Origin of the sequence: Streptomyces sp. NPDC056479 (assembly GCF_042795335.1) — a bacterium.
Classification (GTDB): domain Bacteria; phylum Actinomycetota; class Actinomycetes; order Streptomycetales; family Streptomycetaceae; genus Streptomyces.
Genome location: NZ_JBHTRZ010000011.1, coordinates 219,329 through 245,529 on the forward strand (window position 1 = coordinate 219,329; position 26,201 = coordinate 245,529).

A 26,201-nucleotide genomic window follows, 5' to 3' on the forward strand; every position below is an offset into this window, starting at 1 on the left:
CCGGGGGCGGTTCTAGTCTGTGGGGGACAGACAGCGCACAACCCCCACGAAGCAGGAGCCGCCGGATGGATCACAGCGGGCACGGCATGATGATGGATCTGCCGCCGTTCACGCTGGGGCGGGGGCTTGCGTGGTCCGCGGACCCGTTCTTTCTCGTGGCCTGTCTTGTGGGGCTCGCGCTTTATGCGTGGGGTGTCGTGCGGCTGCGGCGGCGTGGGGACAAGTGGCCGCTGGGGCGGACCGTCTCTTATGTCGTCGGTGTGCTGTCCGTGATGCTCGTCATGTGTACCGGGCTGAATGACTACGGAATGGTCATGTTCAGCGTGCACATGGTGCAGCACATGGTGATCAGCATGCTGTCGCCGATCCTGCTCCTGCTGGGTGCGCCCGTCACGCTGGCGCTGCGGGCGCTGCCGCCCGCCGCGCGGGGACACAAAGGGCCGCGGGAGCTGCTGCTGGCCCTGCTGCACAGCCGGTACATGCGGATCATCACGCATCCGGCGTTCACGATCCCGCTGTTCATCGCCAGCCTCTACGCGCTGTACTTCACACCGCTCTTCGACTTCCTGATGGGCTCCAAGACGGGGCACATCGCAATGATGGTGCACTTCCTCGCCGTGGGCGTGGTGTTCTTCTGGCCGATCATCGGGGTGGATCCCGGTCCGCATCGGCCGGGATATCTGATGCGCATGCTGGAGCTGTTCGCCGGTATGCCGTTCCACGCGTTCTTCGGTATCGCGTTGATGATGGCGTCGTCGCCGATGGTCGAGACGTTCAGGAACCCGCCCGCCTCGCTCGGTATCGACGCGCTCTCCGACCAGAACGCCGCCGGCGGTATCGCCTGGGCGTTCAGTGAGGTTCCGTCCGTGCTGGTCCTGCTCGCGCTGCTGTTCCAGTGGTACGGCTCGGAGCAGCGGCAGGCCAAGCGCAAGGACCGGGCCGCCGACCGCGACGGCGACAAGGAACTCGAGGCGTACAACGCCTATTTGGCCTCATTGAACGCACGCGGAAACTGACGAAACCGAAAGGCTTCGCCTTTCAGTAGCATGAAGCGCGTCGGGGGAACCGCCGGGGGGAGCGGTAATGGCGTTTCGTGTTTTCGTACACAGGTCCGGTAAAGCGGTGATTCGGAGGATAGCCGTCCTGTTGGTCCTGGTTCTGGCGCTCAGTGCGTGCGACCGGGACACGCCCTTGTTCGTGGTGAAGGCCGTGGCGGCGGGAGTTCCCTCTCTCGCACCCTTCTTCGACGAGAACCAGGGGCTCGGGAGGGACGCGCAGGTCAGGGCGCAGACGGTGCACGGCGGTCTGCAGCAGGGTGATACGCCAGGTCTGTACGGGGGTTCCAAGCAGCCGACGATCTGCGATGTCGAACGGCTGAAGGAGTTTCTCACCGATCCCGCCAATGACCGCAAGGCACAGGCGTGGGCAGCCGCGCTCTCCCTCACCAGGGACGAGATTCCGGGTTATATCGATCGACTCACACCTGTTCTCCTGCGTCACGACACTCTCGTGCGGAATCACGACTACAAGAAGGGAAAGGCCGCCCCCTTCAACGCGTTGCTTCAGGCGGGAATCGCGATTCTTGTCGACGCGGACGGGCTTCCCGCAGTGAAGTGCTCGTGCGGGAATCCGCTGCGGCCCTTCGCGGGTGACACGACTCGGATAAAGGTCGAGTTCGACAACCGCAACGAGGAGTGGAAGGGATACGAAAAGGAGTCCGTGGTGGCCGTGCGGCCCGCCACGCGGAAAGTGGAGCGGCTCGCCCTCGTCGATGTCGACGAGCCCGACCGGGGCATCAACCGTCCCGTCGGCACCACGGGCGAGGACGACGCCGCCTTCGACACGCGCGAGCGGCATGCGGTGCCCGACCTCGCCGGGGCGACGTTCGGGCAGGCGAGCCGGCGACTGGCCGACAAGGGACTCGCGGTGGGCTTCGACGGCGGAGGGCTGCCGCCCGATGACGCCCGGGTGACGTCGTCGGATCCGCCGGCCGGGACCGAGTTGCGGTTCGGGGAGTACGTGACGCTGAGCGTGGCCGGAGGGAGCTCCGGGTCCAGTGGATCGTCCGACGGCACGACGTCCACTCCCCCCGGCTCGGACACATCCCGGCCGTCGCGGGATCCGTCGTCCTCGACGCCGTCGGCCCCGTCCTCCGGCCCCGGCAGCTCGGGCCCCGGCAGCTCGCCTCCCGGCAGCTCCGGGCCCAGTGGCCCCGGCCCCACGAGCGGGCCCCCGTCCCCGGCCCCGCCGTCCTCCGCGCCGCCCTCCTCGGACCCGCCCCCGTCGACCAAGGCCCCCACCACCTCCGGCTCACCACCGCCGAGCACGACGAGCTCACCACCCCCGACCGTGACGAGCGCACCGCCGGAGACCACGAGCGCTCCCCCGACCAGCGCCCCGGTCACCAGCAGCGCACCGCCGCCGTCCGTGACCACCGCCCCCGCCACGAGCGACCCGGCGACGGGCAGGCCGTCCACCGACGGGCCCACCGCGAGCACGTCCGCCTGACCACCACGCAGCCAGCGCACCCGCAGAACCGGGGAGTCACCGGATGCCTTCAGGAACACCGACGTCGGGAGTGGGCCGGGTCATCGCCGGCCGCTATCTGCTGCTGAACCGGCTCGGCAGCGGCGGCATGGGCCATGTCTGGCTCGCCCATGACCGGAGACTCGCCTGCGAGGTGGCGCTCAAGGAGATCGTGTTCCGGGACCCGGCCGAGGCCGACGAGCACGAGGCCCGGGTGGCCCGTGCCCGGGCCGAGGCCCGGCACGCGGCGGGGCTGCGTGGGCATCCGCATGTGGTGACCGTGCACGACGTGCTGGAGCACGAGGGGCTGCCGTGGATCGTCATGGAGTACGTGGAAGGCGCCGTCAACCTGCGTGACCTGGTCGATCAGCAGGGCCCGCCGGCGCCCGCGGAGTGCGCCCGCATCGGCCTCGCCGTGCTCGACGCGCTGACCGCCGGGCACCGGCGGGGTGTCATGCACCGGGATGTGAAGCCGGCGAACATCCTGCTGGCACCGGACCGCACCGGGGCGCCGTACGGGCGGGTGCTGCTCACCGACTACGGCATCTCGGTGCAGCCGGACGCCGGTGAGACGCGGTACACGCTGGCGTCGGTGCTCGTGGGCACGGCGGGCTATCTGGCGCCGGAGCGGGTCACGGGCGGGGCACCCACGCCGGCCACCGATGTGTTCTCCCTGGGCTGCACGCTGTACTACGCCGTCGAGGGCCGGGGTCCCTTCGACCGCGAGTCCCATCTGGCGGAACTGACCGCGGTGGTCATGGAGGAGCCCCGGGCGGCCGGGCGGGCCGGGGCGCTGGAGCCCGTCGTGCGGGCGTTGCTGGAGAAGGATCCGGCGCGGCGGATGTCGGCCGCGGAGGCGGAGGCGGCGCTGTCGCGGATCGTCGCTCCGGAGGCAGACGCGTACGCGCGGACCCAGACCGACCTCGGTTCGCAGCCGCACTGGGGTGGAGCGCCGCCTTCGGGGGCCGTGCCCGAGGCGGGAGGGTTCGGGTCCCTGCCCGTGTCCGAGCGGCCGGGCGGTGCGCAGGGCTTCCGTCCCCCGTCCGGACGTATCGAAGGATCGCAGGGCCCGGGCTCCGGGTACGGGCAGCCCGGCGACTGGTTGCCGGAGCCTCCCGGTGGGCTGCAGGGCTTCGGGGCCGGTGGGCCACGCCGGACCCGCCCCCGCATCCTCCATGCGGTCCTCGCCGGTCTGCTCGGGCTGGCGCTCGCGGGCACCGGCGTCTGGTACGCGATGTCCCGGCAGTCGGAGACCGGCGGGACCGAGCGGCCGTACGGCGACGCCGTCGGACTCGGCACACCGCTGAAGGGCGGCGACTGTGTGCTCGCCGACTGGCCCGGCGGGGCCGCCTTCCAGGGCACGCCCCGGCTGAGTCTGGATGCCGGTTGCGGGGAGAAGGTGCCCGACGGCCAGGTGATGGCGTTCGCGCCGGCCGCGTCCGCCGCCGAGGCCCGCCAGGAGGGTCCTGCGGCCTGTGAGGAGCGGACGGCGGAGCTCCGGGAGGGGCTGGCGGACGTCCGCAGCTTCGCCGTGGTGCCGAGTGAGGCGGGGTTCGAGGCGGCCGGGCGGCGGACCGCCTGTCTGGTGCTGGGCGGGCACGGGCCGGTGTACGGGCCGCTGGGCGAGCACCGCGAGATGGGGGCTGCCTTCGCGGACACGGCGACCATGCAGCGGCGGGACTGTCTGGACGTCCGCTCGCACCGGGACGCCCGGCTGGTGTCCTGCACGGGGCCGCACGACGAGCAGGTGCTCGGTTTCGCCCGGCTGGGCGCCGACGTCACGCTGAGCGAGGCCCGTACCGAGTCGGACACGGCGTGCGCCCGGGAGGTGCCGCCGGGCGACTACGGATTCGATCCTTCCGTGTACACGGCGGGCTCCTGGACCAGCGAGGGGGCCTGGAAGAACGGCACGCATTTCGTCGTGTGCACCGTCCGGAAGCAGAACGGGGGCACCATGGAGGGGGACGAACCCTAGGAGGGTGTTGCGATGCCCGGTTCTACGGACGGTTCTACGAAGGCGATGGGGGTGCTCACCGTGGGCGGACTCGTCGTGGTCACGGCCTACACGGTGGCGCTCGGGAGCAATGGCTGGCTGTGGTTCGGGTGGGTGGTGCTGGGGCTCATCACGCTGGGGATGGTCGTCAGCCGTCCCACGTGAGCCTCACTCCCGGGCGAGTCGCCCCGCCGAGTGCACGCCCGGCTGGTACTTCGGCAGCCGGGCGGTCACCTTCATGCCCGCGCCCGGGGCGGTCTCGATGACGAGGCCGTAGTCGTCGCCGTACACCTGCCGTAGCCGGTCGTCGACGTTCGACAGCCCGATGCCGCCCGAAGGGCTGACCTCGCCGGCGAGGATGCGGCGCAGCAGGGCCGGGTCCATCCCGGCGCCGTCGTCCTCGATGACGACGAGGGCCTCGGCGCCGGCGTCCTGCGCGGTGATCTGGATGCGGCACTTGTCGGACGCGCCCTCCAGACCGTGCTTGACGGCGTTCTCGACGAGCGGCTGCAGGCACAGGAAGGGCAGGGCGACCGGCAGTACCTCCGGGGCGATCTGGAGGGTGACGGAGAGGCGGTCGCCGAAGCGTGCCCGCACCAGCGCCAGGTAGTGGTCGATGGCGTGCAGTTCGTCGGCGAGGGTGGTGAAGTCGCCGTGCCTGCGGAACGAGTAGCGGGTGAAGTCGGCGAATTCCAGGAGCAGTTCGCGGGCGCGCTCGGGGTCGGTGCGGACGAAGCTGGCGATGACGGCCAGCGAGTTGAAGATGAAGTGCGGGGAGATCTGTGCCCGCAGTGCCTTGATCTCGGCCTCGATCAGGCGGGTGCGGGACTGGTCGAGGTCGGCCAGTTCCAGCTGCACGGACACCCATCGGGCCACTTCGCCGGCCGCGCGCACCAGCACCGCCGATTCGCGGGGCGCGCAGGCGACGAGGGCGCCGTGGACCCGGTCGTCGACGGTGAGCGGGGCAACGACCGCCCAGCGCACCGGGCAGTCGGGTGTGTCGCAGGTGAGCGGGAAGGCCTCGCCGCGGCCGGACTCCAGCGGGCCGGCGAGGAGTTCCATGATCTGCGTACGGTGATGGCCGCCCACCCCGTCCCACATCAGGACGTCCTTCTGGTCGGTCAGGCACAGCGCGTCGGTGCCGAGGAGTGAGCGGAGCCTGCGGGCCGATTTGCGGGCGGTCTCCTCGGTGAGTCCGGCGCGCAGCGGGGGTGCGGCGAGGGAGGCGGTGTGCAGTGTCTCGAAAGTGGCGTGCTCGACGGGGGTGCCGAGGCCGCCGAGGTTCTCGGGGCGGGCGGTGCGCCGGCCGAGCCAGAAGCCCGCGGCGAGCAGGGGGAGGATCGCCACGCACAGGCCCGCGATGAATCCGCTCATGCCTTCGCCTCCGCCCGTAGTTCCTCCGGCAGATGGAAGCGCGCCAGGATCGCCGCCGTTCCGGGCGGCACCCGGCCCGGGGTGGCCAGCGAGACCAGCACCATGGTGAGGAAGCCCAGCGGCACCGACCAGAGCGCGGGCCAGGCGAGCAGCGCGTGCAGCGCGCCGGAGCCCGGGAAGCCCGCCATGGTCGCGGCGACGGCGAGCAGCGCCGAGCCGCCGCCCACCAGCATCCCGGCGGCGGCACCGGGCGGGGTGAGCCGGCGCCACCAGATGCCGAGGACCAGCAGCGGGCAGAAGGACGACGCCGAGACGGCGAAGGCGAGGCCCACCGCGTCGGCCACCGGCAGCCCGCCGACCAGGGCGCTCGCGGCGAGCGGGACGGCCATGGCGAGGACCGTGCCGAGCCGGAAGTGCCGTACGCCGCGTGCCGGGAGGACGTCCTGGGTGAGCACGCCCGCGACGGCCATGGTCAGGCCCGACGCCGTGGACAGGAACGCGGCGAAGGCACCGCCCGCGACCAACGCGCCGAGCAGGTCGCCACCGAGTCCGCCGATCATGCGGTCCGGCAGGAGGAGTGCGGCGGCGTCCGCGTCGCCGGTGAGGGTGAGTTCGGGGGCGTAGATACGGCCGAGGGCGCCGTAGACCGGGGGCAGCAGGTAGAAGGCGCCGATCAGACCGAGCACGGCGACGGTGGTGCGGCGGGCGGCGACGCCGTGCGGGCTGGTGTAGAAGCGCACGACGACGTGCGGCAGTCCCATGGTGCCGAGGAAGGTGGCGAGGATCAGGCCGTAGGTGGCGTACAGGGGGCGTTCGCCGCGGCTCTCGGCCTGGGAGGGGGACAGACCGCCGCCCGCGCTGCGCTCGCGTTCGGGTACCTCGGCGCCCTTGGCGAAGGTCAGCCGGGTGCCGGCCTCGATGTGGTGGGTGCCGGCGCGGAGTTCGAGCTTGTCGTCCTCGTGACCGCGGCCGTCGATGGTGCCGCTCACGGTGACGGCGAGCGGGCGGTCGAGCTTCAGCCTGATGCTGTCGTCGATGCGGACGACGCTCTGTTCGCGGAAGGTCGCCGGTTCGTCGAATGCGTGGCGGGGGGCGCCGTCGCCCTGCCAGGCGAGGATCAGGAACAGGGCGGGGACCAGCAGGGCGGTGAGTTTCAGCCAGTACTGGAAGGCCTGTACGAAGGTGATGCTGCGCATGCCGCCCGCGGCGACGATGGCGACCACGACGACGGCGACGATCAGTCCGCCGAGTGAGTCGGGCGCGCCCGTCAGCACGGTCAGCGTCAGTCCGGCGCCCTGGAGTTGGGGCAGCAGATACAGCCAGCCGGTGCCGACGACGAAGGCGCCCGCGAGTCGCCGTACGGCCTGGGAGGACAGCCGGGCCTCGGCGAAGTCGGGCAGGGTGTAGGCGCCCGAGCGGCGCAGCGGGGCCGCGACGAAGAGCAGCAGGACGAGGTATCCGGCGGTGTAGCCGACCGGGTACCAGAGCATGTCGGGGCCCTGGACGAGCAGGAGGCCCGCGATGCCGAGGAAGGAGGCGGCGGAGAGGTATTCGCCGCTGATCGCGGCCGCGTTGAGGCGGGGGCCGACGGTTCGGGAGGCGACGTAGAAGTCGGAGGTGGTGCGGGAGATGCGCAGGCCGAAGGCGCCGACGAGGATGGTCGCCAGGACGACGAGGGCGACGGCGGGGACGGCGTAGCTGGAGTTCACGGCCTCATCTGTCCCTCGCCGCTCAGCGGTCTTCGACGAGGCGCACGAAGTCGCGCTCGTTGCGTTCGGCGCGCCGCACGTACCAGCGGGCGAGGAGGACCATGGGGGCGTAGAGGCAGAAGCCGAGGACCAGCCACTCCGGGCCGCGGGCGTCCGGCATGGCCGCGAACAGCAGCGGCAGGGGGCCTATCAGCAGGCCGAGGACCGCGAACACGGCGAGGCCGGCGCGCAGTTGGGTGCGCATCAGGGAGCGGACGTAGGTGTGGCCGAGGGTGGTCTGCTCGTCGATCTCGGTACGCGGGCGGTAGTAGCCGGAGACCCGGCCGGTCCGCCGGGGCGGGCCGGTGACGACGACCCGGCGTTCGGTGGGGCTCTGCGGCATCGTCATGGCCTCCTCATGAGCAGGTCGCGCAGCTCGCGTGCGTGCCGGCGGCTGACCTGGAGTTCCTCGGCGCCGACCATGACGCTGACGGTGCCCGCGTCCAGGCGGAGCTCGCCGATGTGGCGCAGGGCGACGAGGTGGCGGCGGTGGATGCGGACGAAGCCGCGCGAGCGCCAGCGCTCCTCCAGGGTGGACAAGGGGATGCGGACGAGGTGGCTGCCCTTGTCGGTGTGCAGGCGGGCGTAGTCGCCCTGGGCCTCGACGTGGGTGATGTCCTCGACGGCGACGAATCGGGTCACGCCGCCCAGTTCGACGGGGATGTGGTCGGGGTCGGGTTCGCTCACGGGTATTCGGGGAGCGGTGTCCCTGAGCTCGGCGGCACGGCGGACCGCCTCCGCGAGGCGCTCCTTGCGCACGGGCTTGAGCACGTAGTCGACGGCCTTGAGGTCGAAGGCCTGGACGGCGAAGTCCTCGTGGGCGGTGACGAACACGACCAGCGGCGGCTTGGCGAGGCCGGTGAGCAGCCGGGCCAGGTCCAGGCCGTCCAGGCCGGGCATGTTGATGTCGAGGAAGACGACGTCGATCGACTCCGGGCCGTGCGGTCCGGAGTCCAGGGCGCGGTTGATCCGGCGCAGCGCCTCGGTCGCGTCGCCGGCGCCCTCCGCGCTGCCGATGCGCGGGTCTGCGTTCAGGAGGTAGACCAGTTCCTCCAGCGAGGGGCGTTCGTCGTCGACAGCCAGGGCGCGCAGCATGAACGGGAGTGTAAGAGCAATGAGTGCGCGTGGACATGTGGTCTGCGTGGACGTCTCCGCCGGGTGTCGTGCCGCTTACAGTGCCGTCATGAACAGCGGCGCGGCCTCCTTCGACGAACTCGACCGGAAGATCATCACGGCCCTGATGGCGAACGCCCGGACCAGTTTCGCCGAGATCGGCTCGAGCGTCGGGCTGTCGGCGACGGCGGTGAAACGGCGCGTGGACCGGCTGCGGGACACGGGTGTGATCACCGGGTTCACGGCCACGGTCAAGCCGGCGGCGCTGGGCTGGCGTACGGAGGCGTACGTCGAGGTGTACTGCGAGGGTGCGGCCCCGCCGCGGCGGCTGGCGGAGGTGGTCCGCAACCATCCGGAGATCACCGCGGCGATGACGGTGACCGGGGGCGCGGACGCGTTGCTGCATGTGCGGGCGCGGGACGTGGAGCACTTCGAGGAGGTGCTGGAGCGGATCCGCGTCGAGCCGTTCATCCGCAAGACGATCAGCGTCATGGTGCTGTCCCATCTCATCCCGGAGAGTCCGGAAGCGGGTGCCACCCAGGCCATTCAGGAAGAAGACACGGGATCGTGGGGTTGACGCAGCAGTCGTGCGCTGACCGGCTCGAAGACGCAGCGTTCCTGCGCGAACACGCACTTCTTGTTTCTTGTCGCTCGTCGGCGTCTCTTTCTACCTTGGAGTCAATCCTCATCAACACCGTAGGAAGCGGAGGAACCCCTCTGTGCCCGAAACCCGTGTGCCGCGCCGGCGGCGCTTCCTGGTCTGCGAACCCAGACACTTCGCCGTGCAGTACGCGATCAACCCCTGGATGCAACCCGACATCCGGGTCGACCTCGATCTGGCCCAGGATCAGTGGCAGTCGCTGATCCGCGCCTATCGTTCCCACGGCCACGCGGTCGACGTCGTGGAGCCGGTCGTCGGCCTTCCCGACATGGTCTTCGCCGCGAACTCGGCGGTCGTCGTCGGCGGCCGCGTCTTCGGTTCCCTCTTCCACGCGCCCGAGCGCCGCGCCGAGTCCACGCACTACGAGACGTGGTTCAAGACGGCGGGCTTCGACGTGTACCGGCCCGAGTCCGTGTGCGAGGGCGAGGGCGATCTGGTGTGGACGGGCCGCTATGTGCTCGCCGGCACCGGCTTCCGCACCACCCGCGAGGCGCACCGCGAGGTGCAGGAGTTCTTCGGCCACCCGGTGATCAGCCTGACGCTGGTGGATCCGTACTTCTACCACCTGGACACGGCGCTGTTCGTGCTCGACGACGACAACATCGCCTACTACCCGGAGGCGTTCTCGCCGGGCAGCCGTGAGGTGCTCGCGCGGCTGTTCCCCGACGCGGTGCTCGCGACCCGCGACGACGCGTCGGCCTTCGGTCTGAACTCCGTGTCCGACGGCCGCCACGTCTTCATCGCGCCCCAGGCCGAGGCCCTCGCCGCCGGGCTGGACGAGCGCGGCTATGTCCCCGTCCCCGTCGACCTGTCCGAGTTCCGCAAGGCCGGCGGTGGCATCAAGTGCTGCACCCAGGAGATCCGCTCATGACCGCGCCCGCGCAGACCCGTTCGTCCGCCGATCTGATCCGCGCCGAGGAGCCAGTCCTGGCGCACAACTACCATCCGCTGCCGGTGGTCGTCTCCCGGGCCGAGGGCACCTGGGTGGAGGACGTGGAGGGCCGCCGCCATCTCGACATGCTGGCGGGGTACTCGGCGCTGAACTTCGGCCACCGCCATCCGGCCCTGATCGAGGCGGCGCACGCCCAGCTCGACCGTCTGACCCTGACGTCCCGGGCCTTCCACAACGACCGGCTCGCCGAGTTCGCCGAGCGGCTGGCGGCACTGACGGGCCTGGACATGGTGCTGCCGATGAACACGGGCGCCGAGGCCGTGGAGAGCGGCATCAAGGTGGCCCGCAAGTGGGCGTACGACGTGAAGGGCGTTCCGGCCGATCAGGCGACGATCGTGGTGGCCGCGGAGAACTTCCACGGCCGTACGACGACGATCGTCAGCTTCTCGACGGACGAGACCGCGCGTCAGGGCTTCGGTCCCTTCACGCCGGGCTTCCGGATCGTGCCGTACAACGACCTGGCGGCCCTGGAGGAGGCGATCGACGAGACGACGGCGGCCGTGCTGCTGGAGCCGATCCAGGGTGAAGCGGGTGTGCTGATCCCGGACAACGGCTACCTCGCCGGGGTACGCGAGCTGACCAGCCGCAAGGGCTGTCTGTTCATCGCGGACGAGATCCAGTCGGGCCTCGGCCGCACGGGCCGTACGCTCGCCGTCGAGCACGAGTCGGTCGTCCCGGACCTGCTGCTGCTGGGCAAGGCGCTGGGCGGCGGCATCGTGCCGGTGTCGGCGGTGGTGGGCCGCCGTGAGGTGCTCGGCGTGCTGGGGCCGGGCGAGCACGGCTCGACGTTCGGCGGCAACCCGCTGGCCGCCGCGGTCGGCACGGCGGTGGTCGAGCTGCTGGAGACGGGCGAATTCCAGCGCCGGGCCACCGATCTGGGCGTGGTCCTGCGGGGCGGTCTGTCGGCACTGCTCGGCAAGGGCGTCGTCGGCTTCCGCGCGCGGGGCCTGTGGGCGGGCGTCGACATCGACCCCGCGGTCGGCACGGGCCGCGAGATCAGCGAACGTCTGCTCCGCGAGGGCGTCCTGGTCAAGGACACCCATGGCTCCACGATCCGCCTGGCTCCTCCGCTGACGATCACCGCGGAGGAGTTGACGGGGGCGTTGGGCGCGTTGGAGAAGGTGCTGGGCTAGACGGCTCCGCCCGGACAGCCCGGTTCCCGTGGGTGGGAGCCGGGCTGTCGCGCATCATCCACCCGGTTCCCCTCCCCCGCACACGCTCGGCCCCCACTAAGAGGCGGTGGTGAGGGGAAGGGTGAAGATGGGGACAAGAGGTGGTAGACCGCTCTCAGCGACAGAGAGGTCGGCCGTGGGCACACACGAGGAACAGGGTGTTGCCAGGCAGGGGTTCGACGTGGCGGACGCCGTGCCTCTGCTGCTCGACGCTCAGGGCCTGGTCACGGGGTGGACCAGGGGCGCGGAGCGGCTGCTGGCGTACGCGGCCTCCGAGGCGGTGGGCAAGAGCGTCGCCGAGCTGCTGAGCTCCGAGGACGCGGCGCGCGTGCCGGGGCTGATCGAGCGGTGCGGCCGGGAGGGCGGCTGGGCGGGGCTGCTGACGGCGCTGCGCGCGGACAGGGCCCGCCTCAGACTCAACGTCCGGATCACCTCGGCCCTCGACACCCAGGGCCCCTCGCGCTGGCTCGTGCTGCTGTCGGAGCTCGCGGACGCCCCCGGCTGGGACATGAGCCGCGACACCCTGGAACAGATGGTCGCCCGCTCCCCCGTCGGCATAGCGATCGTCGACACGGATCTGCGCTATGTCTGGTCGAACGCGGCCCTCGGGCGGTTCGGGGGCGGCCCGCCGCCCCACCGGCTCGGTCTGCGGCTCGCGGACATCCAGCCCGGTCTGGACTCCGAGTCCATCGAGGCGCAGATGCGCCAGGTGCTGGCGACCGGCGAGGCGATCGTCGGCTACGAGCACGTCGGCCACGCCCGCTCCGCCCCGCTGCGCGAGACCGCGCACATGATGTCGTTCACCCGTCTGGACGACGGCCACGGCCACCCCACCGGCGTGTACTACACGGTGGAGGACGTCACCGACCGGCATCGCGCCAGGCAGCGCCTGGCCCTGCTCGACCGGGCCGGCGAGCACATCGGCCGCACGCTCGACATCACGCGCACCGCCCAGGAGCTGGCGGAGGTGGCCGTACCGGGGCTCGCCGACCTCGTCACCGTGGACCTGCTGGAATCGGTGCTGCGGGGCGGGGAGCCCGCGTCCGGTCCGCCGAGGGACGACGATCCGATGCCGCTGCGGCGCGCGGGGCAGCGATCGCTGCTCGAGAGCGTGCCGGAGGCCGTCGTCGCCATCGGCGAGCGGGTCAGGTATCCGACGGGGTCGCCGCCGCTCCGTTCGCTGCGTACGGCCAGGTCCTGGCGCGAGGAGAAGCTGGACCCGCTGGCCGAGGCCTGGGCCGAGCACGCGCGTGGCGGACAGGCCGCGATCTTCCTGGAGCTGGGGTTGCACAGCGTGATGATCGTGCCGATCTGTGCGCGAGGCGTCACCCTGGGCCTGACCACCTTCTTCCGGCGCCATCGCCAGGAGCCCTTCGAGGAGGACGACCTGCACCTGGCCGAGGACCTGGTCTCGCGCGCCGCCGTGTGTGTCGACAACGCCCGGCGCTACACCCGCGAGCGTGACGCGGCCCTCGTCCTGCAGCGCAGCCTGCTGCCGCACCGGCTGCCCGAGCAGGAGGCGGTGGAGGTGTCCGCCTGCTACCGGCCGGCCGACGAGCTGACCGGCCTGGGCGGCGACTGGTACGACGTCATCCCGCTGTCGGGCGCCCGCGTCGCCCTGGTCGTGGGCGAGGTGCCCGGGCACGGCATCGACGCCGCGGCGGCCATGGGGCAGCTGCGGACCGCCGTACGGACCCTCGCCGCGCTGGATCTGCCGCCCGAGGAGGTGCTGGCCCACCTCGACGACCTGGTCGCGCGGTCGGCCCGCGAGGAAGGCGGCGACACGGACGGGGAGGAGGCCGCCGTCGCCCAGTCCGTGGGGTCCGGATGCGTGTACGTCGTCTACGACCCCGTCGACGGGACGTGCACCATGGCGGCCGCGGGCCATCCGGCGCCCGCCGTCGTCATGCCCGACGGCAGCGTCGCGTTCGTCGACCTTCCGCAGGGCCCGCCGCTCGGCGTGGGAGGCCCGCCCTTCGAGTCGGTGGAGCTGGCCCTGGCGGCGGGCAGCACGCTCGCCCTGCACACCGACGGGCTGCTGGCCGGCGGGGTCGACTGGACCATGGACGCCGACCGGAACCGGCTGCGGCAGGCCCTCGAGGGGCGCACGACCTCGCTCGACCTGCACTGCCGCACCGTGGTCGATGCCCTGGTCCCGGCCCGCCCGCACGACGACGTGGCGCTGCTGATGGCCCGTACCCGCGTCCTGGGCACCGAACAGGTCGCCGACTGGGACCTGCCCGCCGACCCCGCGGCCGTCGCCGACGCCCGGAAGACGGCCTCCCGGCAGCTGGCGGAATGGGGGCTCGAGGAGCTGGCGTTCACCACGGAACTGGTCGTCAGCGAGCTGGTCACCAACGCCATCCGGTACGCCACCGGCCCCATCCGGCTGCGCCTGATCAGGGAGCGCGCGCTGTTCTGCGAGGTCTACGACGGCGGCGCCACCGCCCCCCATCTGCGGCATCCCCGCACCACCGACGAGGGCGGGCGCGGGTTGCTGCTGGTCTCCCAGTTCACCCAGCAGTGGGGCACACGGTTCGTCCCCGAAGGGAAGATCATCTGGGCCGAGCAGCCCCTGACGGATCCATTGGCCTGATCTGACGGATCGGGACAGATGTAGTACATCGATACATAAGCCATGTGGCGTGGGAAACTGGTCAGATCCCTGTGGTGAGGCGGCAGCCATGGAAGAGACGGCGACGGACTACGAGGCGGTGTTCCAGCAGCTGCCGGGGATGGTGGCGCTGCTGACCCCGGAGCTGATCTACGTCGACGCCAACAAGGACTTCCAGCGCCTGTCGGGACGCATGCGCGAAGAGCTGGTCGGCCAGTACCTCTTCGACGTCTTCCCCGACAACCCCAACGACTCCACCGCCACCGGCATGCGCAATCTGCATTCGTCGCTGCTGCGCGTGGTGAGCACCGGCGAGCGCGACGCCATGGCCCTGCAGCGCTACGACGTGGAGGACCCCCTGCACCCCGGCGAGTGGGAGGAGCGCTACTGGAGCCCGATCAACGTGCCCGTCCTCGGCCCCGACGGCGAGGTGGCGCTCGTCGTGCACCGGGTGGAGGAGGTCACCGAGCTCATCCGGCTGCGCGGCGGCACCGGCGGCGACAGCCGGGCACGGGTGCTGGAGGCCGAGCTGTACAGCCGGGCCCGGGAGCTCCAGGAGCTCAATGAACGGCTGCGGCTGTCCCACGCCCGCGAGCGCGAGGTGGCTCTGGCCCTGCAGGAGGCGATGCTGCCCGCCCGCCGGCAGGTCGGCAACCACCGGGCCGCGGTGCGCTACCGGCCCGCGGTCGGCGCGCTGAACGTGTGCGGCGACTGGTACGACCTGGTCGACCTGGTCGGCGGCAACCGTATCGGCGTCTCCGTGGGCGATGTGGTCGGACACGGCCTGGAAGCGGCCGGGGTCATGGGCCAGCTGCGCAGCGCTCTCAGCGCCGCCTCGCGCGTCGCCGACGGCCCGGCCCAGGCGCTCGACGTGCTGGGGCGGTACGCGCATGTCGTCGACGGCGCCGAATCGGCCACCGCGGCCACGACCTTCATCGACTGCGACGCCCAGACCATCACCTACAGCAGCGCGGGCCATCCGCCGCCCGTCCTGGTCCATCCCGACGGCCGTGTGGAGTTCCTCGACCAGGCCACCGACCCGCCGCTGGACGCCCGACCCGACCCGAAGCCGAGACCCGAGGCCCTCATCACCTACACCAGTGGCGCCACGCTCGCGCTGTACACGGACGGTCTGGTCGAACGCCGACGCGAGGACATCGACACCGGACTGGCCCGCCTGGCCGACTCCCTCGGCCGCCATCGCACGGCCGACCCCGAGTCCCTCGCGGACGCCGTTCTGCTGGAGCTGCTGCCGCACGGCGGCGCGACGGACGACACCGCACTGATCATCGTGCGGCTGTGATGACGAGCAGACGCACCGACTCCCCGCAAGGACGGACCACCTGCCACCCGGCGATCACGATCACGCCAAACCGTGCCATCGGGTTGCCGCGCACGGCCCCGGAACACCAGGCTGGTCCGGCGGTCCTCCCCATCCGCGAACGACACCCGCCCACCGCCCACCTGACACCCGGTCAGGTAAATCGGTATGGGTCGGTATCCGTCCCTACCGACCCGGTTCCGGCCGCTCACCCCTGCACCTACACTGGCAGCCCCACGGCACGCTGGTTGACCTGCCAGAACACGGCGGCCCGAGCTGATCCCCTCGAGTGAGGAGCGCCCCTTTGTTCTACTACGTACTGAAATACGTGCTGTTGGGACCTCTGTTGAGATTGGTCTTCCGGCCTCGAATAGAGGGTCTGGAGCACGTACCGGCCACGGGCGCGGCCATCGTCGCCGGCAACCACCTCTCGTTCTCGGACCACTTCCTGATGCCGGCGATACTCAAGCGGCGCATCACCTTCCTGGCCAAGAAGGAGTACTTCACCGGCCCTGGCATCAAGGGCCGGCTGACCGCCGCCTTCTTCCGCAGCGCCGGTCAGATCCCGGTCGACCGCACCGGCAAGGACGCGGGGCAGGCCGCGATCCGCGAGGGGCTGGGGGTGCTGAGCAAGGACGAACTCCTCGGCATCTACCCCGAGGGCACCCGCTCGCACGACGGCCGCCTCTACAAGGGCAAGGTCGGCGTCGCCGTGATGGCCCTCAAGGCCCGGGTCCCGGTCATCCCGTGCGCGATGATCGGCACGTTCGAGGCGCAGCCGCCGGGCAAGGTCATCCCCAACATCCACCCGGTGAAGATCCGCTTCGGCGAGCCCCTCGACTTCTCCCGCTACGAAGGCATGGAGAACGAGAAGGCGATCCTGCGCGCCGTGACCGACGAGATCATGTACGCGATCCTGTCGCTGTCCGAGCAGGAGTACGTGGACCAGTACGCGGCCGTCGTCAAGGCCGAGGAGACCGCAGCCAAGGCCACGGCGGAGAAGGAGCGCAAGTTCCTGCGGCTGCCCATCCGCTGACGCGGTGCCGTCGGCCGGGCCGGTCGGCGGCACTCAGCCCAGGGACGCGAGGGCCTCGTCGAGCAGTCGGCGCAGCCGCAGCGCGTCGGCCGCCACGGCGCTCACCAGGGCGGCAGGCCCGGCGAGCGGCATGACGGCGGCACCGTCCCCCAGCACCCGAGCCGCCACCGGGTCTCGCGCGAACTCCGGCCTCACGACGACGAGTTGCCCGACGGCGCGGCACCCGCCGAGCCCGGCGGGACCGTCCCAGCCGCCCGGGGCACCGGGCCCGCAGGCCAACTCCTGATCAAGAACCACGCGCCCCGCGACACGCACCCGGATCCGGCTGGTGAGCCGCCCCGGCCCCTCCCCCACGCGCCCGAGCACCTGCTCCTCCCGCAGGACGAGCCGCCCGGCCGCACCGACGTCGACGCGCGTGGTGACGTACAGATCACTGCCCTGCGCGGAGATCAACTGCTCGGGCAGCCAGTGCAGTTCACCCCCGTCGGCCACGGACAGCCGTACGTCGTATCGCGCCTCGCCCTTGCTCTGCCCCGGCAGTGCGATGGTGGCGGCGGCCGATCCGACGTGCAGCCGGGCCCCGGCCTCCACATCGGCCTCGACGGTGAAGTGGTCACCACCGAGCGGCCCGCTCATCGCGCCGACCAGCACGACCCGGGCCTCGGCGCCGCTCGCCCGGGTCCGCCGGAGCGCCAGCGGTCCGCCGCCGTCGAGCACGGGCAGCGACGTGACCCCCCGCCCGTCGTCCCGGGCGACGATCCGCGCGAGCGCCCGTACCCCGCCGGCCGAGGTCGTCACGCCGTCCACGCCATGAGCCGCGCCCGCACCCACTCGGCGACGTCCGTCACACCCGGCTCGCTCCTCAACGACTGGAAGACGACCGGCAGTTCGGCGCGCTGCGCCTTGGCGTCCGCCGCCATCCGCGCCAGGTCGGAGCCGACGTACGGCGCCAGGTCGGTCTTGTTGACGACGAGCAGGTCGGCGGTGGTGACCCCGGGTCCGCCCTTGCGGGGGATGTCGTCCCCGCCGGCCACGTCGATCACGAAGATCTGCGCATCGACGAGCCCCTTGGAGAAGGTGGCGGTGAGATTGTCCCCACCGGACTCGACGAGGATGAGATCGAGCGGCCCGACCTCGTCCTCCAGATCCTCGACGGCTTCGAGGTTCGCGGAGATGTCGTCCCGGATCGCCGTGTGCGGACAGGCCCCCGTCTCCACGGCCGTGATCCGCTCGGGCGGCAGCACCGCCTCCCGCAACAGGAACTCGGCGTCCTCGCGTGTGTAGATGTCGTTGGTGACGACGGCCAGGGACAACTCGTCACGCAGTGCACGGCACAGCGCGGCGACGGTGGCGGTCTTGCCGGACCCGACGGGTCCTCCGAGCCCGATGCGCAAGGCGCGGCGCGAGCCGTCACGACGGTGGGCGTCGGCACTGACGGCGGAGGGGCCGCCGTGGGAGTGGTCGAGGTGCATGTGCGGCTCCTTTGTCTTTCAGCCCGTCCGGCGTGGAGGACGAGGCCGTTCAGGCCGAAGGGGGTCTGGGGCGCAGCCCCCAGCGGGGTCGAAGGGGCGGAGCCCCTGGGGATGGGAGTGGGTAAGGGTGGCGGGGGCGAGAACAATCAGGACGCGAACAGCCGAACAGCCCAAGCCGCATGCACCTCCGCCCCGATCTCCAGCAACGCCCCGGACGCCGCGGGCAGTTCATCGACCCCGCCGGCGGCAACTCGCCGCCCCGCCTCCACGGCTCGGTCGACCACCCGGTCCACCTCGGGTGCCAGCCGGGCCAGCACAGCCGTGGCCTCGAAGGGATCAAGGCTGAGCAGCCGCACCGTCGCACTCGCCGGCCCGCTCACACTCTCGTACGCCGCGCAGTACGCCGCCTCCACGGCATCCAGGCCCGCCGCGCGTGCCGTGACTCCGAGCACGACCGGCTGATGGGCGCCCTTGGGGAACCGGTGGGCGAGCGCCTCCAGTTCCGCCGAAGGCCAGGTCGCCCGAGCGGCCCGCATCAACTGCCGCCCCAGCTTCCGCCCGGCCAGCCGCAACGCGGGCGACGGCGTACGGGCATCCGCCGCCTCGTCCAGAGCCACCGCGTCGCCCCCGAGCGCGGCCGCCGCCGCGAGCGAGGCGGCGACCAGCCCCGCCGTGTGCAACCTCCCCCGGCAGAAGTCCTCCAGGCTCGCGGCCCCGGTGATCCGGCCCGCCTTGACGGCCGCCTCCGCCCCGCCGGAGTGCGCATGGCCCCCGGCGGGAAAGCGGCCGTCGGCCAGAACGAGAAGTGCTGCTCGTGTCATCAGAAACCGATCATCGGGAGCCGACCCTCAGAACAGGAAGTACCGCTGCGCCATGGGCAGTTCGGCCGCGGGCGTGGCCTCCACCAGCTCCCCGTCGATGTGCACGGCGAAGCTGTCGGGGTCGATCCGCACGTCGGGGCGCGCGTCGTTCTCACGCATGTCGGCCTTGGTGACCCCGCGCGTCGACTCGATGGCCACGAACCGCTTCCCCAGCTGGAGTCGCTCCGGGAGCCCGTCCTCGAGGGCGAGCGGCGCCACGAAGTTGACCGAGTTCGAGGCCGGGGCGCGCCCGATCGCGCCGAACATCGGCCGGGGCAGGATCGGCTGCGGGGTGGGGATGGACGCGTTGGCGTCGCCCATCTGCGCGTAGGCGATCTGCCCGCCCTTGATGACGAGGTGCGGCTTGACGCCGAAGAAGGCCGGTTCCCACAGCACCAGGTCGGCGAGCTTGCCTCTCTCCACGGAGCCGATCTCGCGGCCGAGGCCCTGCGCGAGCGCGGGGTTGATCGTGTACTTGGCGACATACCGCCGTACGCGGAGGTTGTCGGCCCGTCCGTCCCCCGGGAGCGCGCCGCGCCGTCGCTTCATCACATGCGCGGTCTGCCAGGTCCGCATGACGACCTCGCCCACGCGCCCCATGGCCTGCGAGTCCGACGAGATGATCGAGATCGCGCCGAGGTCGTGCAGTATGTCCTCGGCCCCGATGGTCGAGGGCCGGATCCGGGACTCGGCGAAGGCGAGGTCCTCGGGCACCGCCGCGTTGAGGTGATGGCACACCATCAGCATGTCGAGGTGTTCCTCGGCGGTGTTGACGGTGAACGGCCGTGTCGGGTTGGTCGAGCTGGGCAGCACGTGCGGCTCGGAGACGACGGACATGATGTCCGGCGCGTGCCCGCCGCCCGCGCCCTCGGTGTGGTACGCGTGGATGCCCCGGCCGGCGATGGCGGCCAGTGTGTCGCCCACGAAGCCGGCCTCGTTCAGAGTGTCCGTGTGGATCGCGACCTGGATGCCGGTCCGGTCGGCGACGGTCAGCGAGGCGTCGATGACGGCCGGGGTGGAGCCCCAGTCCTCGTGCAGCTTCAGGCCGAGCGCGCCACCGCGGATCTGGGACAGCATCGCCTCGTGGGAGACGGTGTTGCCCTTGCCCAGCAGACCGAAGTTGACGGGGTGCCCCTCCATCGCCTCCAGCATCCGGGCCAGATGCCAGGGGCCGGGCGTGACGGTGGTCGCCTTGGAGCCCTCGGCGGGGCCGGTGCCGCCGCCCACGAGCGTGGTGATGCCGGACGCGAGGGCCTCGTCGGCGATCTGGGGGCAGATGAAGTGGACGTGCGCGTCGATGGCGCCGGCGGTGAGGATCCGCCCGTTGCCCGCGATGATCTCGGTCTCGGGGCCGATGACGAGGTCCGGGTGCACCCCGTCCATCGTGTCGGGGTTGCCCGCCTTGCCGATGCCGGTGATACGGCCGTCGCGGATGCCGACGTCGGCCTTGACGATGCCCCAGTGGTCGATGATCACGACGCCGGTGACGACCGTGTCCGGTGTGCCCTCGGCGCGCGTGGCGCGGGACTGGCCCATGGACTCGCGGATCACCTTGCCGCCGCCGAACACGGCCTCGTCCCCGGCGAGTCCAGGTCCGCCGGAGCGGTCCTCCTCGATCTCGATGAGCAGATCGGTGTCGGCGAGCCGGATACGGTCACCGGTGGTAGGGCCGAACAGGTCGGCGTACGCGGCGCGGGAGATCTCAGGCATCGAGGGCACCTCCGGTCTCGCCGCGCAGTCCGGGCACCACACGGGCGCCGGCGAGCGGGACGAGCTCGACGTCGACGGGGATCCCGGGCTCGAAGCGCACGGCGGTGCCGGCGGCGATGTTCAGCCGCTTGCCTCGGGCGGTGTCCCGGTCGAAGTCCAGACCCGGGTTGGCCTCGGCGAAGTGGTAGTGGGAGCCGACCTGGACGGGCCGGTCGGCGGCGTTGAGGACGGTGAGCCGGGTGACCTCACGGCCCTGGTTGTAGGCAATCGGGCCGTCGGCGAACAGGATCTCTCCGGGAATCATCGAGCCCCCCTCACACGATCGGGTCGTGGACGGTGACGAGCTTGGTGCCGTCCGGGAAGGTCGCCTCGACCTGGACGTCGTGGATCATCTCGGGGATGCCCTCCATGACGTCGTCGCGGGTGAGCAGCTTGCGTCCGGAGGACATGAGCTCGGCGACCGTACGGCCGTCCCGGGCGCCCTCGAGGAGGTGCGACGTGATGAGGGCGACCGCCTCGGGGTGGTTGAGCTTCAGCCCGCGGGCCCGGCGCTTCTCGGCGACGTCGGCCGCCACATGGATGAGCAGTCGCTCTTGCTCGTGCGGGGTCAGTTGCACGTCCCACCTCACAGTCCTCGCTCCGGACCGTGCGGGTCCGGTTGCCGCGGCCACGGGGCAAAGTCCCTGATGGCGTGGATCGGCAGGCTAGTTGGACCGCGTTTCGGGCAAGTTAACCAAGCTGTGATCCATCGGTTACGGCACCGTCGTCCCGCATGCTCGTCAGCGCCCTCAGACCGTCCCGCAGGACCTCGACCGGGGCGGGCCCGAAGAGGGACTGCTGGGCGATGAAGCCGAGCACGGCGGCGATCATCGTGCGCGCCACATGGTCGGGCGCCACATCTGCCCGCATCATCCCGGCCTTCTGGTAGCCCTCGACGATCTGCCCCCAGGCCCCGCGCACCGAGAGGTAGCCCTCCCGGAGGATGGCCGCCAGGTCCTCGTTGCGCAGTGTCTCCGTCCACACCTGGATGACGAGCCGCGGAAACGCGGGCCGGCCGTCGACGACCAGGGACTCGCGGGCGGCGAGTGTCCTGCCGAGGACGGAGGCGACGAGTTCGTCCGGCGGCGGGGGCGGGCTCTGCCGTGCCGCCTCCTCGAAAGCGGCGTGGACCGATCCCAGCACCTCGGCGACGATCGCGCCGATCAGCTCCTCCTTGCCGCTGAAGTAGCGGTACACCGCACCCGCCGAGAGGTCGACCTCCTTCAGCACGTCCTGCATGGACGTCGCGTGGAAGCCGTTGCGGGCGAAGCAGATCGCGGCGCCGTCGAGGATCTGCCGGCGGCGGGCGTCGAGGTGTTCCTGGGATACACGGGCCATGGTCACAAAGTAAAACGAACATTCCTTCTTGACAAGGACCGGCATTCGCAGCACGGTGATGGAACAGCTAAAACGAACGATCCTTCTTTTTGGTTCACGCTCCAGGGAGACCCCATGTCCACCCCGTCCGCCACACCGCCCCGGCACGCCGCATCCCGGCGCCTGATCGCGGTCGTCGTGCTCGTCCCGGTCCTCGCCGCCCTCGCCCTGTGGGCGTTCGCCTGGCCCGCCGCCCGCACGGCCCCGCGCGACCTGCCGCTCGGCGTGGCCGGACCGGCCGCCGCGACGGCCCAGGTGGAGCGGCAACTCGGGCGGCACGAGGGCGCGTTCGACATCCATCGCTACGCCGACGAGGCCGCCGCCCGGGAGGCCGTCGAGGACCGGACCGTATACGGCGCCGTCGTGGTGACCCCCGAGGGCCCGGAGCTGCTGACCGCCTCGGCGGCGAGCCCGGTCGTCGCCCAGCTGCTCCAGCAGGCGGTGACCCAGCAGGCTGCCGCCGAGGGCACCCAGGTCAAGACCGTCGACGTGGTGCCCGCGCCCGAGAACGACCCGCGCGGCGCGGCCCTGAACGCGAGCGTCCTGCCGCTCGCCCTGGCCGGCATGGCGGCGGGCGCCGCGGTGACCCTGCTCGGGCTGCGCGGCATCCGGGCCGTGAGCGCCCTGGTCGGTGCCGCCGCGCTGATCGGCATGGTCGCGGCGACGATCGCGCACAGCTGGCTGGGTGTGCTCAGCGGCGACTGGTGGGCGGAGGCGGGGGTGCTGGCCCTGGCGACGCTGGCCGTGAGCGCCGGAGTGGCGGGCCTCGCCGCCCTTGTCGGCACGGCCGGTGTCGGGATCATGGCCGGCACGGTGATGCTGTTCGGCAACCCCTTCTCCGGTGCCGCCTCGGCGCCGCAGATGCTGCCCGAGCCGGCCGGTGTGATCGGTCAGTGGCTGCCGCCGGGCGCGGGCACGACGCTGTTGCGCTCGGTGTCCTTCTTCGACGGCGCGGCGGCGACCGGCCCGGCCCTGACGCTGACCTGGTGGGCCGCGCTGGGACTGGGTGCCGTGCTGCTGGGCACCGCACTCAAGACACGCAGGACGAGCACCGACCCCGCGCCGGAACGGGAGCTGGCCCCCGTCGGCTGACCCCGGCCGCACCGAACCGACCGTGCACCCCCGCTGTAGCGGACGGGGGTGCACGGTCTTGTCGTGTCCGAGGCGGTGCCGGCCGGTCCTAGGAGGGGTTCGGCCCGCGGTGCTCCGCGGCGATGCCGAAGCGCTGACGTTCGCGGGAAGCGGAAGCGACCTCGCGGACACGGGAGACCGCGCTGATCACCTGCTCCTCGGCAGGGGCATCGAGGGCGTCGAGTCGCTCCAGGTCAGCGGCGGAGACAAGGGCGACCAGGGGCTTTCCGTGCCGCGTCACGACGACGCGTTCACCGCCGTACACCACTCGGTTGATGAGGTCGGCGAGCTCAGCCCTGGCTTGCGTCACCGGAATCTCGTAGGCCATGCTCCCCACATTACGTCATGTACGTCCTGTACATTTTTTACAGGCACCCCGGCAAGGGAGCGTGAGCCATGACCCGACCGTCCGCCCGCCATGTACTGCCCGAGTTCACCGAACGCACGAGTTCAGGCCTCAGGACGCAGGATCCGTACTCGAAGCTGCTGGAGGAGCGGATCGTCTTTCTCGGCACACCGGTCGACGACACCTCGGCGAACGACGTGATGGCGCAGTTCATGTACCTGGAGCACAAGGACCCCGACCAGGACATCTCGCTATACATCAATTCGCCCGGCGGCTCGTTCAGCGCCATGTCGGCGATCTACGACACCATGCGGTTCGTCGCCTGCGACCTGGAGACGATCTGCCTGGGGCAGGCGGGCTCGGCCGCCGCCGTCCTGCTGGCCGCGGGCACGCCGGGCAAGCGGTTCGCGCTGCCGGGGGCACGGGTGGTGATCCATCAGCCCGCGCTTCCCGAGCCGGTCGAAGGCCAGGCCAGCGATCTGGCGATCCAGGCCGGGGAACTGACGCGCGTTCGGGCCCGGCTGGAGGAGATGCTCGCCGAGCACACCGGGCGCAGCCGCGCACAAGTGGCCGAGGACATCGAGCGGGACAAGATCCTGACCGCCGAAGAGGCCCTGGAGTACGGGCTGGTCGACCGCATCATCCCCAACCGCAGGTCCACGCTCGCGCCGCCCACGGGGCGGTGATCGACCGGTGCTGCCACCCGAGCTGCCTCCGCTGCCCGCGCTGACCCGCGCGGAGGGCGAGTTGATCGACCGTTACCTCGATGTGGTGGACCTGCTCGGCCGGATCAACCCGGCACAGGACGGCGACACCTACCGCGGACTGCGTGCCGCCCAGGCGCTCGTGAGCAAGGCGGCCGAGCTGCGGGACGCGCTGGCGCTGATGCACCGGCGCGGCGAGACGGAGCTGCACGCGCCCACGCTGGCGCGTGCGTTGCGCGTGCTGGACGGAGAGCGCCGCACGGCTCGCGTCACGGTTCCGCCGCGCTCCGACAGTTGACGACGCGTACAGCCGGATTCCGGACGCCCCGACCCACTGACGAGGCGTCCGGAGCGGGGCTGAAACGGACCAAATGGCGTACCCCCATTCGGTGTAGACGACTCTCCTTTTGCGCGGCCGTCAGGGTTGCGCAACGGGCACGACCCCAAGGCGGAATTAGTCGTTCCATCCCTGGTCCGGGACTCCTCGGGCCTCTGGACACCCGCGCGAACGGGTGAGTACCCACCCGAACGGGTGAGTGGTGAGTAACCCCACAAATCCTCGATTCCGTTGGGTATTTCGTTCATCCGTGCGTCAAGATCCCTGACTGACGACAAGCCCCCGCCACAGCGGCGGGGCGGTCCGGGCGGACGCCGAGTCCTGCCGCCGCCCGGATGACCGGTCGACAGGAGTGGATCGGCAGGAGTGGAGGACCCAAGCAAGACGGGTCGCCGGAGCGGACGTTCGTTCGAGCCGAGCAACCCTTGGGGTGAAGCCGCGACAAGCGGCCGGGCAACTTCGCCAGCCCGAATCCGACAGGTCATCCTTCACAGGCGGCTGACGAAGGGTTGCGCATGACTGCGCTCAATCGTGTCCCGTCGCTCATGGTCCGCGCCGGTACGGCGTCGGCCCTGACCATTGCCGCAGTGGGCGGCTCGATCGTGGCGCCCGGCTTCGCCTCCGAGGCGCAGGCCGCCACGCCGGCGTCGAAGGCACTCAAGGTCGCGGCCTCCAAGAAGGGCTCCCCGTACAGGTGGGGCGCCACCGGGCCGAACCGGTTCGACTGCTCGGGGCTCACGCTGTACTCGTACAAGAAGGCGGGCAAGAAACTGCCCCGTACGGCAGCCCAGCAGTACAACAAGACGCGCCACATCTCCGGCAAGAACCGCAAGGCCGGGGACCTGGTGTTCTTCCACTCGGGGTCGTACGTCTACCACGTCGGCATCTACGCCGGGAAGGGAAAGATCTGGCACTCCCCCAAAAGCGGGGACGTCGTGAAGCTCCAGAAGATCTGGACCAGGAGCGTCTGGTACGGCCGGGTCAAGTGACCTTCCCGGGGGCGGTGGCGGCGGCCTGACACGCCGTCACCGGTCCCGGGCCTCAGCGGGCCGACAGCGGCGCGGCGAGGAGCGCCACGCCGAAGGCGGTCAGTGCGATGCCGGTGACGAGCGTGACCGTCCGGGCGGCCCGCGGCCGGCGCAGCCACCTGCCGAGCCGGTCCACCAGCAGGGCGACGACCTGGAACCACACCAGCGCGATGGCCAGCACGATCAGGGCGAGCAACAGCGTCCTGGGCAGCGCCGGAGAGCCCGCGGGCACGAACTGCGGCAGCACGCTGAGAAAGGTCAGGGACGCCTTCGGGTTGAGGGCGTTGGTGACGAAGCCCTGCCGCAGGGGCCGCGCGGTGGAGTCCTCGCGCTCGTCCACCGCTTGGGTGTGCCGGTGGCGCAGTGTCTGGACGCCCAGGTACAACACATAGCCGCCGCCGACCACTTGGAGCGCGCGGAACAGCGCCGGTACGGCGGCCAGCACCGCGGCGACTCCCACCACCGCCAGCGTCACATGGATCAGCAGCCCGGCCCCGATCCCGAGCGCGCAGGCGATGCCGGCCCGGCGGGAGACGAGGGCGTTGCGTACGACCACGGTGAAGTCGGCCCCGGGCATGGCGACCAGGCCGGCGGAGACCCCGGTGAAGGCGATGAGCTGAGCGTCCATGGCGTCCAGCCTGCCGCGCGGAAGCCTTCAGCAGGTATTTCGAATATCCTGGGAAGCCC

At 71.3% G+C, this 26,201-nt stretch carries 27 protein-coding genes and 1 riboswitch; of the genes, 14 read left to right on the plus strand and 13 right to left on the minus strand.

The window, feature by feature from the left end; all coding sequences use genetic code 11:
• The first annotated feature begins 65 nt into the window (after positions 1-65).
• The 4 genes from ACFQ6S_RS36725 (at position 66) to ACFQ6S_RS36740 (ending at position 4,684) form a co-directional block, all read left to right on the plus strand.
• Positions 66-1,016 carry a cytochrome c oxidase assembly protein gene (locus ACFQ6S_RS36725; protein WP_383419377.1) on the plus strand — a complete coding sequence of 317 codons (951 nt, stop codon included), beginning with the start codon at positions 66-68 and terminating at the stop codon, positions 1,014-1,016.
• A gap of 67 nt (positions 1,017-1,083) precedes the next feature.
• On the plus strand, positions 1,084-2,508 hold the full coding sequence (locus tag ACFQ6S_RS36730) for a DUF6777 domain-containing protein (RefSeq protein WP_383419379.1): 1,425 nt from the start codon (positions 1,084-1,086) through the stop codon (positions 2,506-2,508).
• Between the two features lie 43 nt (positions 2,509-2,551).
• Positions 2,552-4,501 carry a protein kinase gene (locus tag ACFQ6S_RS36735; RefSeq protein ID WP_383419380.1) on the plus strand — a complete coding sequence of 650 codons (1,950 nt, stop codon included), beginning with the start codon at positions 2,552-2,554 and terminating at the stop codon, positions 4,499-4,501.
• Between the two features lie 12 nt (positions 4,502-4,513).
• Positions 4,514-4,684: a hypothetical protein gene (locus tag ACFQ6S_RS36740; protein ID WP_190072240.1), complete on the plus strand. Its 171-nt coding sequence runs from the start codon at positions 4,514-4,516 to the stop codon at positions 4,682-4,684.
• 3 nt (positions 4,685-4,687) lie between these two features.
• Here the strand turns inward: ACFQ6S_RS36740 and ACFQ6S_RS36745 are convergent, their stop codons facing one another.
• The 4 genes from ACFQ6S_RS36745 to ACFQ6S_RS36760 are packed head-to-tail and all read right to left on the minus strand — an operon-like array spanning position 4,688 to position 8,736.
• The gene (locus ACFQ6S_RS36745; protein WP_383419383.1) at positions 4,688-5,893 is read right to left on the minus strand and encodes a sensor histidine kinase; all 1,206 of its coding nucleotides are present in this window, start codon (positions 5,891-5,893) and stop codon (positions 4,688-4,690) included.
• Positions 5,890-7,602, minus strand: coding sequence for a cation acetate symporter (locus tag ACFQ6S_RS36750; RefSeq protein WP_383419385.1), 1,713 nt, complete (start codon positions 7,600-7,602; stop codon positions 5,890-5,892). Before ACFQ6S_RS36750 ends, ACFQ6S_RS36745 begins: the two co-directional genes overlap by 4 nt.
• A gap of 22 nt (positions 7,603-7,624) precedes the next feature.
• A complete protein-coding gene (locus ACFQ6S_RS36755) occupies positions 7,625-7,984 on the minus strand; it encodes a hypothetical protein (protein ID WP_383419733.1) in 360 nt (119 codons plus the stop codon).
• Positions 7,985-7,986: 2 nt separating this feature from the next.
• Positions 7,987-8,736: a LytR/AlgR family response regulator transcription factor gene (locus ACFQ6S_RS36760; protein WP_383419387.1), complete on the minus strand. Its 750-nt coding sequence runs from the start codon at positions 8,734-8,736 to the stop codon at positions 7,987-7,989.
• 88 nt (positions 8,737-8,824) lie between these two features.
• Here ACFQ6S_RS36760 and ACFQ6S_RS36765 point away from each other — a divergent pair, with 88 nt between their 5' ends.
• The 6 genes from ACFQ6S_RS36765 (at position 8,825) to ACFQ6S_RS36790 (ending at position 16,510) form a co-directional block, all read left to right on the plus strand.
• On the plus strand, positions 8,825-9,331 hold the full coding sequence (locus ACFQ6S_RS36765) for an Lrp/AsnC family transcriptional regulator (protein WP_383419389.1): 507 nt from the start codon (positions 8,825-8,827) through the stop codon (positions 9,329-9,331).
• Positions 9,332-9,473: 142 nt separating this feature from the next.
• Positions 9,474-10,286 carry a dimethylargininase gene (gene ddaH, locus ACFQ6S_RS36770; RefSeq protein WP_383419391.1) on the plus strand — a complete coding sequence of 271 codons (813 nt, stop codon included), beginning with the start codon at positions 9,474-9,476 and terminating at the stop codon, positions 10,284-10,286.
• On the plus strand, positions 10,283-11,500 hold the full coding sequence (rocD, locus tag ACFQ6S_RS36775; protein WP_383419393.1) for an ornithine--oxo-acid transaminase: 1,218 nt from the start codon (positions 10,283-10,285) through the stop codon (positions 11,498-11,500). Before ddaH ends, rocD begins: the two co-directional genes overlap by 4 nt.
• A gap of 175 nt (positions 11,501-11,675) precedes the next feature.
• Positions 11,676-14,135 carry a SpoIIE family protein phosphatase gene (locus tag ACFQ6S_RS36780; RefSeq protein WP_383419395.1) on the plus strand — a complete coding sequence of 820 codons (2,460 nt, stop codon included), beginning with the start codon at positions 11,676-11,678 and terminating at the stop codon, positions 14,133-14,135.
• 88 nt (positions 14,136-14,223) lie between these two features.
• Positions 14,224-15,456 (plus strand): PP2C family protein-serine/threonine phosphatase, encoded by a 1,233-nt coding sequence (locus ACFQ6S_RS36785; protein WP_383419396.1) that lies wholly within the window; start codon positions 14,224-14,226, stop codon positions 15,454-15,456.
• 322 nt (positions 15,457-15,778) lie between these two features.
• Positions 15,779-16,510: a lysophospholipid acyltransferase family protein gene (locus ACFQ6S_RS36790; protein WP_383419398.1), complete on the plus strand. Its 732-nt coding sequence runs from the start codon at positions 15,779-15,781 to the stop codon at positions 16,508-16,510.
• A gap of 33 nt (positions 16,511-16,543) precedes the next feature.
• Here ACFQ6S_RS36790 and ACFQ6S_RS36795 read toward each other — a convergent pair whose 3' ends face one another.
• The 7 genes from ACFQ6S_RS36795 to ACFQ6S_RS36825 form a co-directional block, all read right to left on the minus strand.
• Positions 16,544-17,317 carry an urease accessory protein UreD gene (locus ACFQ6S_RS36795; RefSeq protein ID WP_383419399.1) on the minus strand — a complete coding sequence of 258 codons (774 nt, stop codon included), beginning with the start codon at positions 17,315-17,317 and terminating at the stop codon, positions 16,544-16,546.
• Positions 17,305-17,982: an urease accessory protein UreG gene (ureG, locus tag ACFQ6S_RS36800; RefSeq protein ID WP_383419401.1), complete on the minus strand. Its 678-nt coding sequence runs from the start codon at positions 17,980-17,982 to the stop codon at positions 17,305-17,307. Before ureG ends, ACFQ6S_RS36795 begins: the two co-directional genes overlap by 13 nt.
• A gap of 146 nt (positions 17,983-18,128) precedes the next feature.
• Positions 18,129-18,803 carry an urease accessory protein UreF gene (locus ACFQ6S_RS36805; protein WP_383419403.1) on the minus strand — a complete coding sequence of 225 codons (675 nt, stop codon included), beginning with the start codon at positions 18,801-18,803 and terminating at the stop codon, positions 18,129-18,131.
• A gap of 27 nt (positions 18,804-18,830) precedes the next feature.
• A complete protein-coding gene (locus ACFQ6S_RS36810) occupies positions 18,831-20,552 on the minus strand; it encodes an urease subunit alpha (protein ID WP_383419405.1) in 1,722 nt (573 codons plus the stop codon).
• Positions 20,545-20,856, minus strand: a complete 312-nt coding sequence (locus tag ACFQ6S_RS36815; RefSeq protein WP_383419407.1) for an urease subunit beta — start codon at positions 20,854-20,856, stop codon at positions 20,545-20,547. The genes ACFQ6S_RS36810 and ACFQ6S_RS36815 overlap by 8 nt, the downstream gene beginning before the upstream one ends.
• A 10-nt stretch (positions 20,857-20,866) precedes the next feature.
• Entirely contained in the window at positions 20,867-21,169 is a 303-nt protein-coding gene (locus tag ACFQ6S_RS36820; RefSeq protein ID WP_354729446.1) for an urease subunit gamma, read from the minus strand.
• Between the two features lie 112 nt (positions 21,170-21,281).
• Complete coding sequence (locus ACFQ6S_RS36825; RefSeq protein ID WP_383419409.1) at positions 21,282-21,929, minus strand: TetR/AcrR family transcriptional regulator; 648 nt, start codon at positions 21,927-21,929, stop codon at positions 21,282-21,284.
• Positions 21,930-22,043: 114 nt separating this feature from the next.
• On the opposite strand from ACFQ6S_RS36825, the gene ACFQ6S_RS36830 reads away from it, so the two are divergent.
• Entirely contained in the window at positions 22,044-23,060 is a 1,017-nt protein-coding gene (locus ACFQ6S_RS36830; RefSeq protein WP_383419411.1) for an ABC transporter permease, read from the plus strand.
• A gap of 88 nt (positions 23,061-23,148) precedes the next feature.
• Here the strand turns inward: ACFQ6S_RS36830 and ACFQ6S_RS36835 are convergent, their stop codons facing one another.
• A complete protein-coding gene (locus tag ACFQ6S_RS36835) occupies positions 23,149-23,427 on the minus strand; it encodes a type II toxin-antitoxin system Phd/YefM family antitoxin (protein WP_383419413.1) in 279 nt (92 codons plus the stop codon).
• 68 nt (positions 23,428-23,495) lie between these two features.
• On the opposite strand from ACFQ6S_RS36835, the gene ACFQ6S_RS36840 reads away from it, so the two are divergent.
• From ACFQ6S_RS36840 to ACFQ6S_RS36850, 3 genes are all read left to right on the plus strand, one after another.
• Positions 23,496-24,131, plus strand: a complete 636-nt coding sequence (locus ACFQ6S_RS36840) for an ATP-dependent Clp protease proteolytic subunit (protein ID WP_383419415.1) — start codon at positions 23,496-23,498, stop codon at positions 24,129-24,131.
• Between the two features lie 7 nt (positions 24,132-24,138).
• Positions 24,139-24,447: a hypothetical protein gene (locus ACFQ6S_RS36845; protein WP_383419417.1), complete on the plus strand. Its 309-nt coding sequence runs from the start codon at positions 24,139-24,141 to the stop codon at positions 24,445-24,447.
• Positions 24,448-24,788: 341 nt separating this feature from the next.
• A riboswitch (cyclic di-AMP (ydaO/yuaA leader) is annotated at positions 24,789-24,998 on the plus strand.
• A gap of 3 nt (positions 24,999-25,001) precedes the next feature.
• Entirely contained in the window at positions 25,002-25,475 is a 474-nt protein-coding gene (locus ACFQ6S_RS36850) for a C40 family peptidase (protein ID WP_383419418.1), read from the plus strand.
• Positions 25,476-25,527: 52 nt separating this feature from the next.
• Here the strand turns inward: ACFQ6S_RS36850 and ACFQ6S_RS36855 are convergent, their stop codons facing one another.
• Positions 25,528-26,142: a LysE family translocator gene (locus tag ACFQ6S_RS36855; RefSeq protein WP_383419419.1), complete on the minus strand. Its 615-nt coding sequence runs from the start codon at positions 26,140-26,142 to the stop codon at positions 25,528-25,530.
• Positions 26,143-26,201: the final 59 nt, after the last annotated feature.

Coding starts and splice junctions, on each gene's coding strand:
- ACFQ6S_RS36805 (WP_383419403.1), bottom strand. CDS start 18,803: ATGACACGAGCAGCACTTCTCGTTCTGGCCGACGGCCGCTTTCCCGCC.
- ACFQ6S_RS36785 (WP_383419396.1), top strand. CDS start 14,224: ATGGAAGAGACGGCGACGGACTACGAGGCGGTGTTCCAGCAGCTGCCG.
- ACFQ6S_RS36810 (WP_383419405.1), bottom strand. CDS start 20,552: ATGCCTGAGATCTCCCGCGCCGCGTACGCCGACCTGTTCGGCCCTACC.
- ACFQ6S_RS36855 (WP_383419419.1), bottom strand. CDS start 26,142: ATGGACGCTCAGCTCATCGCCTTCACCGGGGTCTCCGCCGGCCTGGTC.
- ACFQ6S_RS36730 (WP_383419379.1), top strand. CDS start 1,084: ATGGCGTTTCGTGTTTTCGTACACAGGTCCGGTAAAGCGGTGATTCGG.
- ACFQ6S_RS36765 (WP_383419389.1), top strand. CDS start 8,825: ATGAACAGCGGCGCGGCCTCCTTCGACGAACTCGACCGGAAGATCATC.
- ACFQ6S_RS36760 (WP_383419387.1), bottom strand. CDS start 8,736: ATGCTGCGCGCCCTGGCTGTCGACGACGAACGCCCCTCGCTGGAGGAA.
- ACFQ6S_RS36755 (WP_383419733.1), bottom strand. CDS start 7,984: ATGCCGCAGAGCCCCACCGAACGCCGGGTCGTCGTCACCGGCCCGCCC.
- ureG (WP_383419401.1), bottom strand. CDS start 17,982: ATGCACCTCGACCACTCCCACGGCGGCCCCTCCGCCGTCAGTGCCGAC.
- rocD (WP_383419393.1), top strand. CDS start 10,283: ATGACCGCGCCCGCGCAGACCCGTTCGTCCGCCGATCTGATCCGCGCC.
- ACFQ6S_RS36735 (WP_383419380.1), top strand. CDS start 2,552: ATGCCTTCAGGAACACCGACGTCGGGAGTGGGCCGGGTCATCGCCGGC.
- ACFQ6S_RS36825 (WP_383419409.1), bottom strand. CDS start 21,929: ATGGCCCGTGTATCCCAGGAACACCTCGACGCCCGCCGCCGGCAGATC.
- ACFQ6S_RS36830 (WP_383419411.1), top strand. CDS start 22,044: ATGTCCACCCCGTCCGCCACACCGCCCCGGCACGCCGCATCCCGGCGC.
- ACFQ6S_RS36725 (WP_383419377.1), top strand. CDS start 66: ATGGATCACAGCGGGCACGGCATGATGATGGATCTGCCGCCGTTCACG.
- ACFQ6S_RS36740 (WP_190072240.1), top strand. CDS start 4,514: ATGCCCGGTTCTACGGACGGTTCTACGAAGGCGATGGGGGTGCTCACC.
- ACFQ6S_RS36840 (WP_383419415.1), top strand. CDS start 23,496: ATGACCCGACCGTCCGCCCGCCATGTACTGCCCGAGTTCACCGAACGC.
- ACFQ6S_RS36815 (WP_383419407.1), bottom strand. CDS start 20,856: ATGATTCCCGGAGAGATCCTGTTCGCCGACGGCCCGATTGCCTACAAC.
- ACFQ6S_RS36745 (WP_383419383.1), bottom strand. CDS start 5,893: ATGAGCGGATTCATCGCGGGCCTGTGCGTGGCGATCCTCCCCCTGCTC.
- ACFQ6S_RS36835 (WP_383419413.1), bottom strand. CDS start 23,427: ATGGCCTACGAGATTCCGGTGACGCAAGCCAGGGCTGAGCTCGCCGAC.
- ACFQ6S_RS36850 (WP_383419418.1), top strand. CDS start 25,002: ATGACTGCGCTCAATCGTGTCCCGTCGCTCATGGTCCGCGCCGGTACG.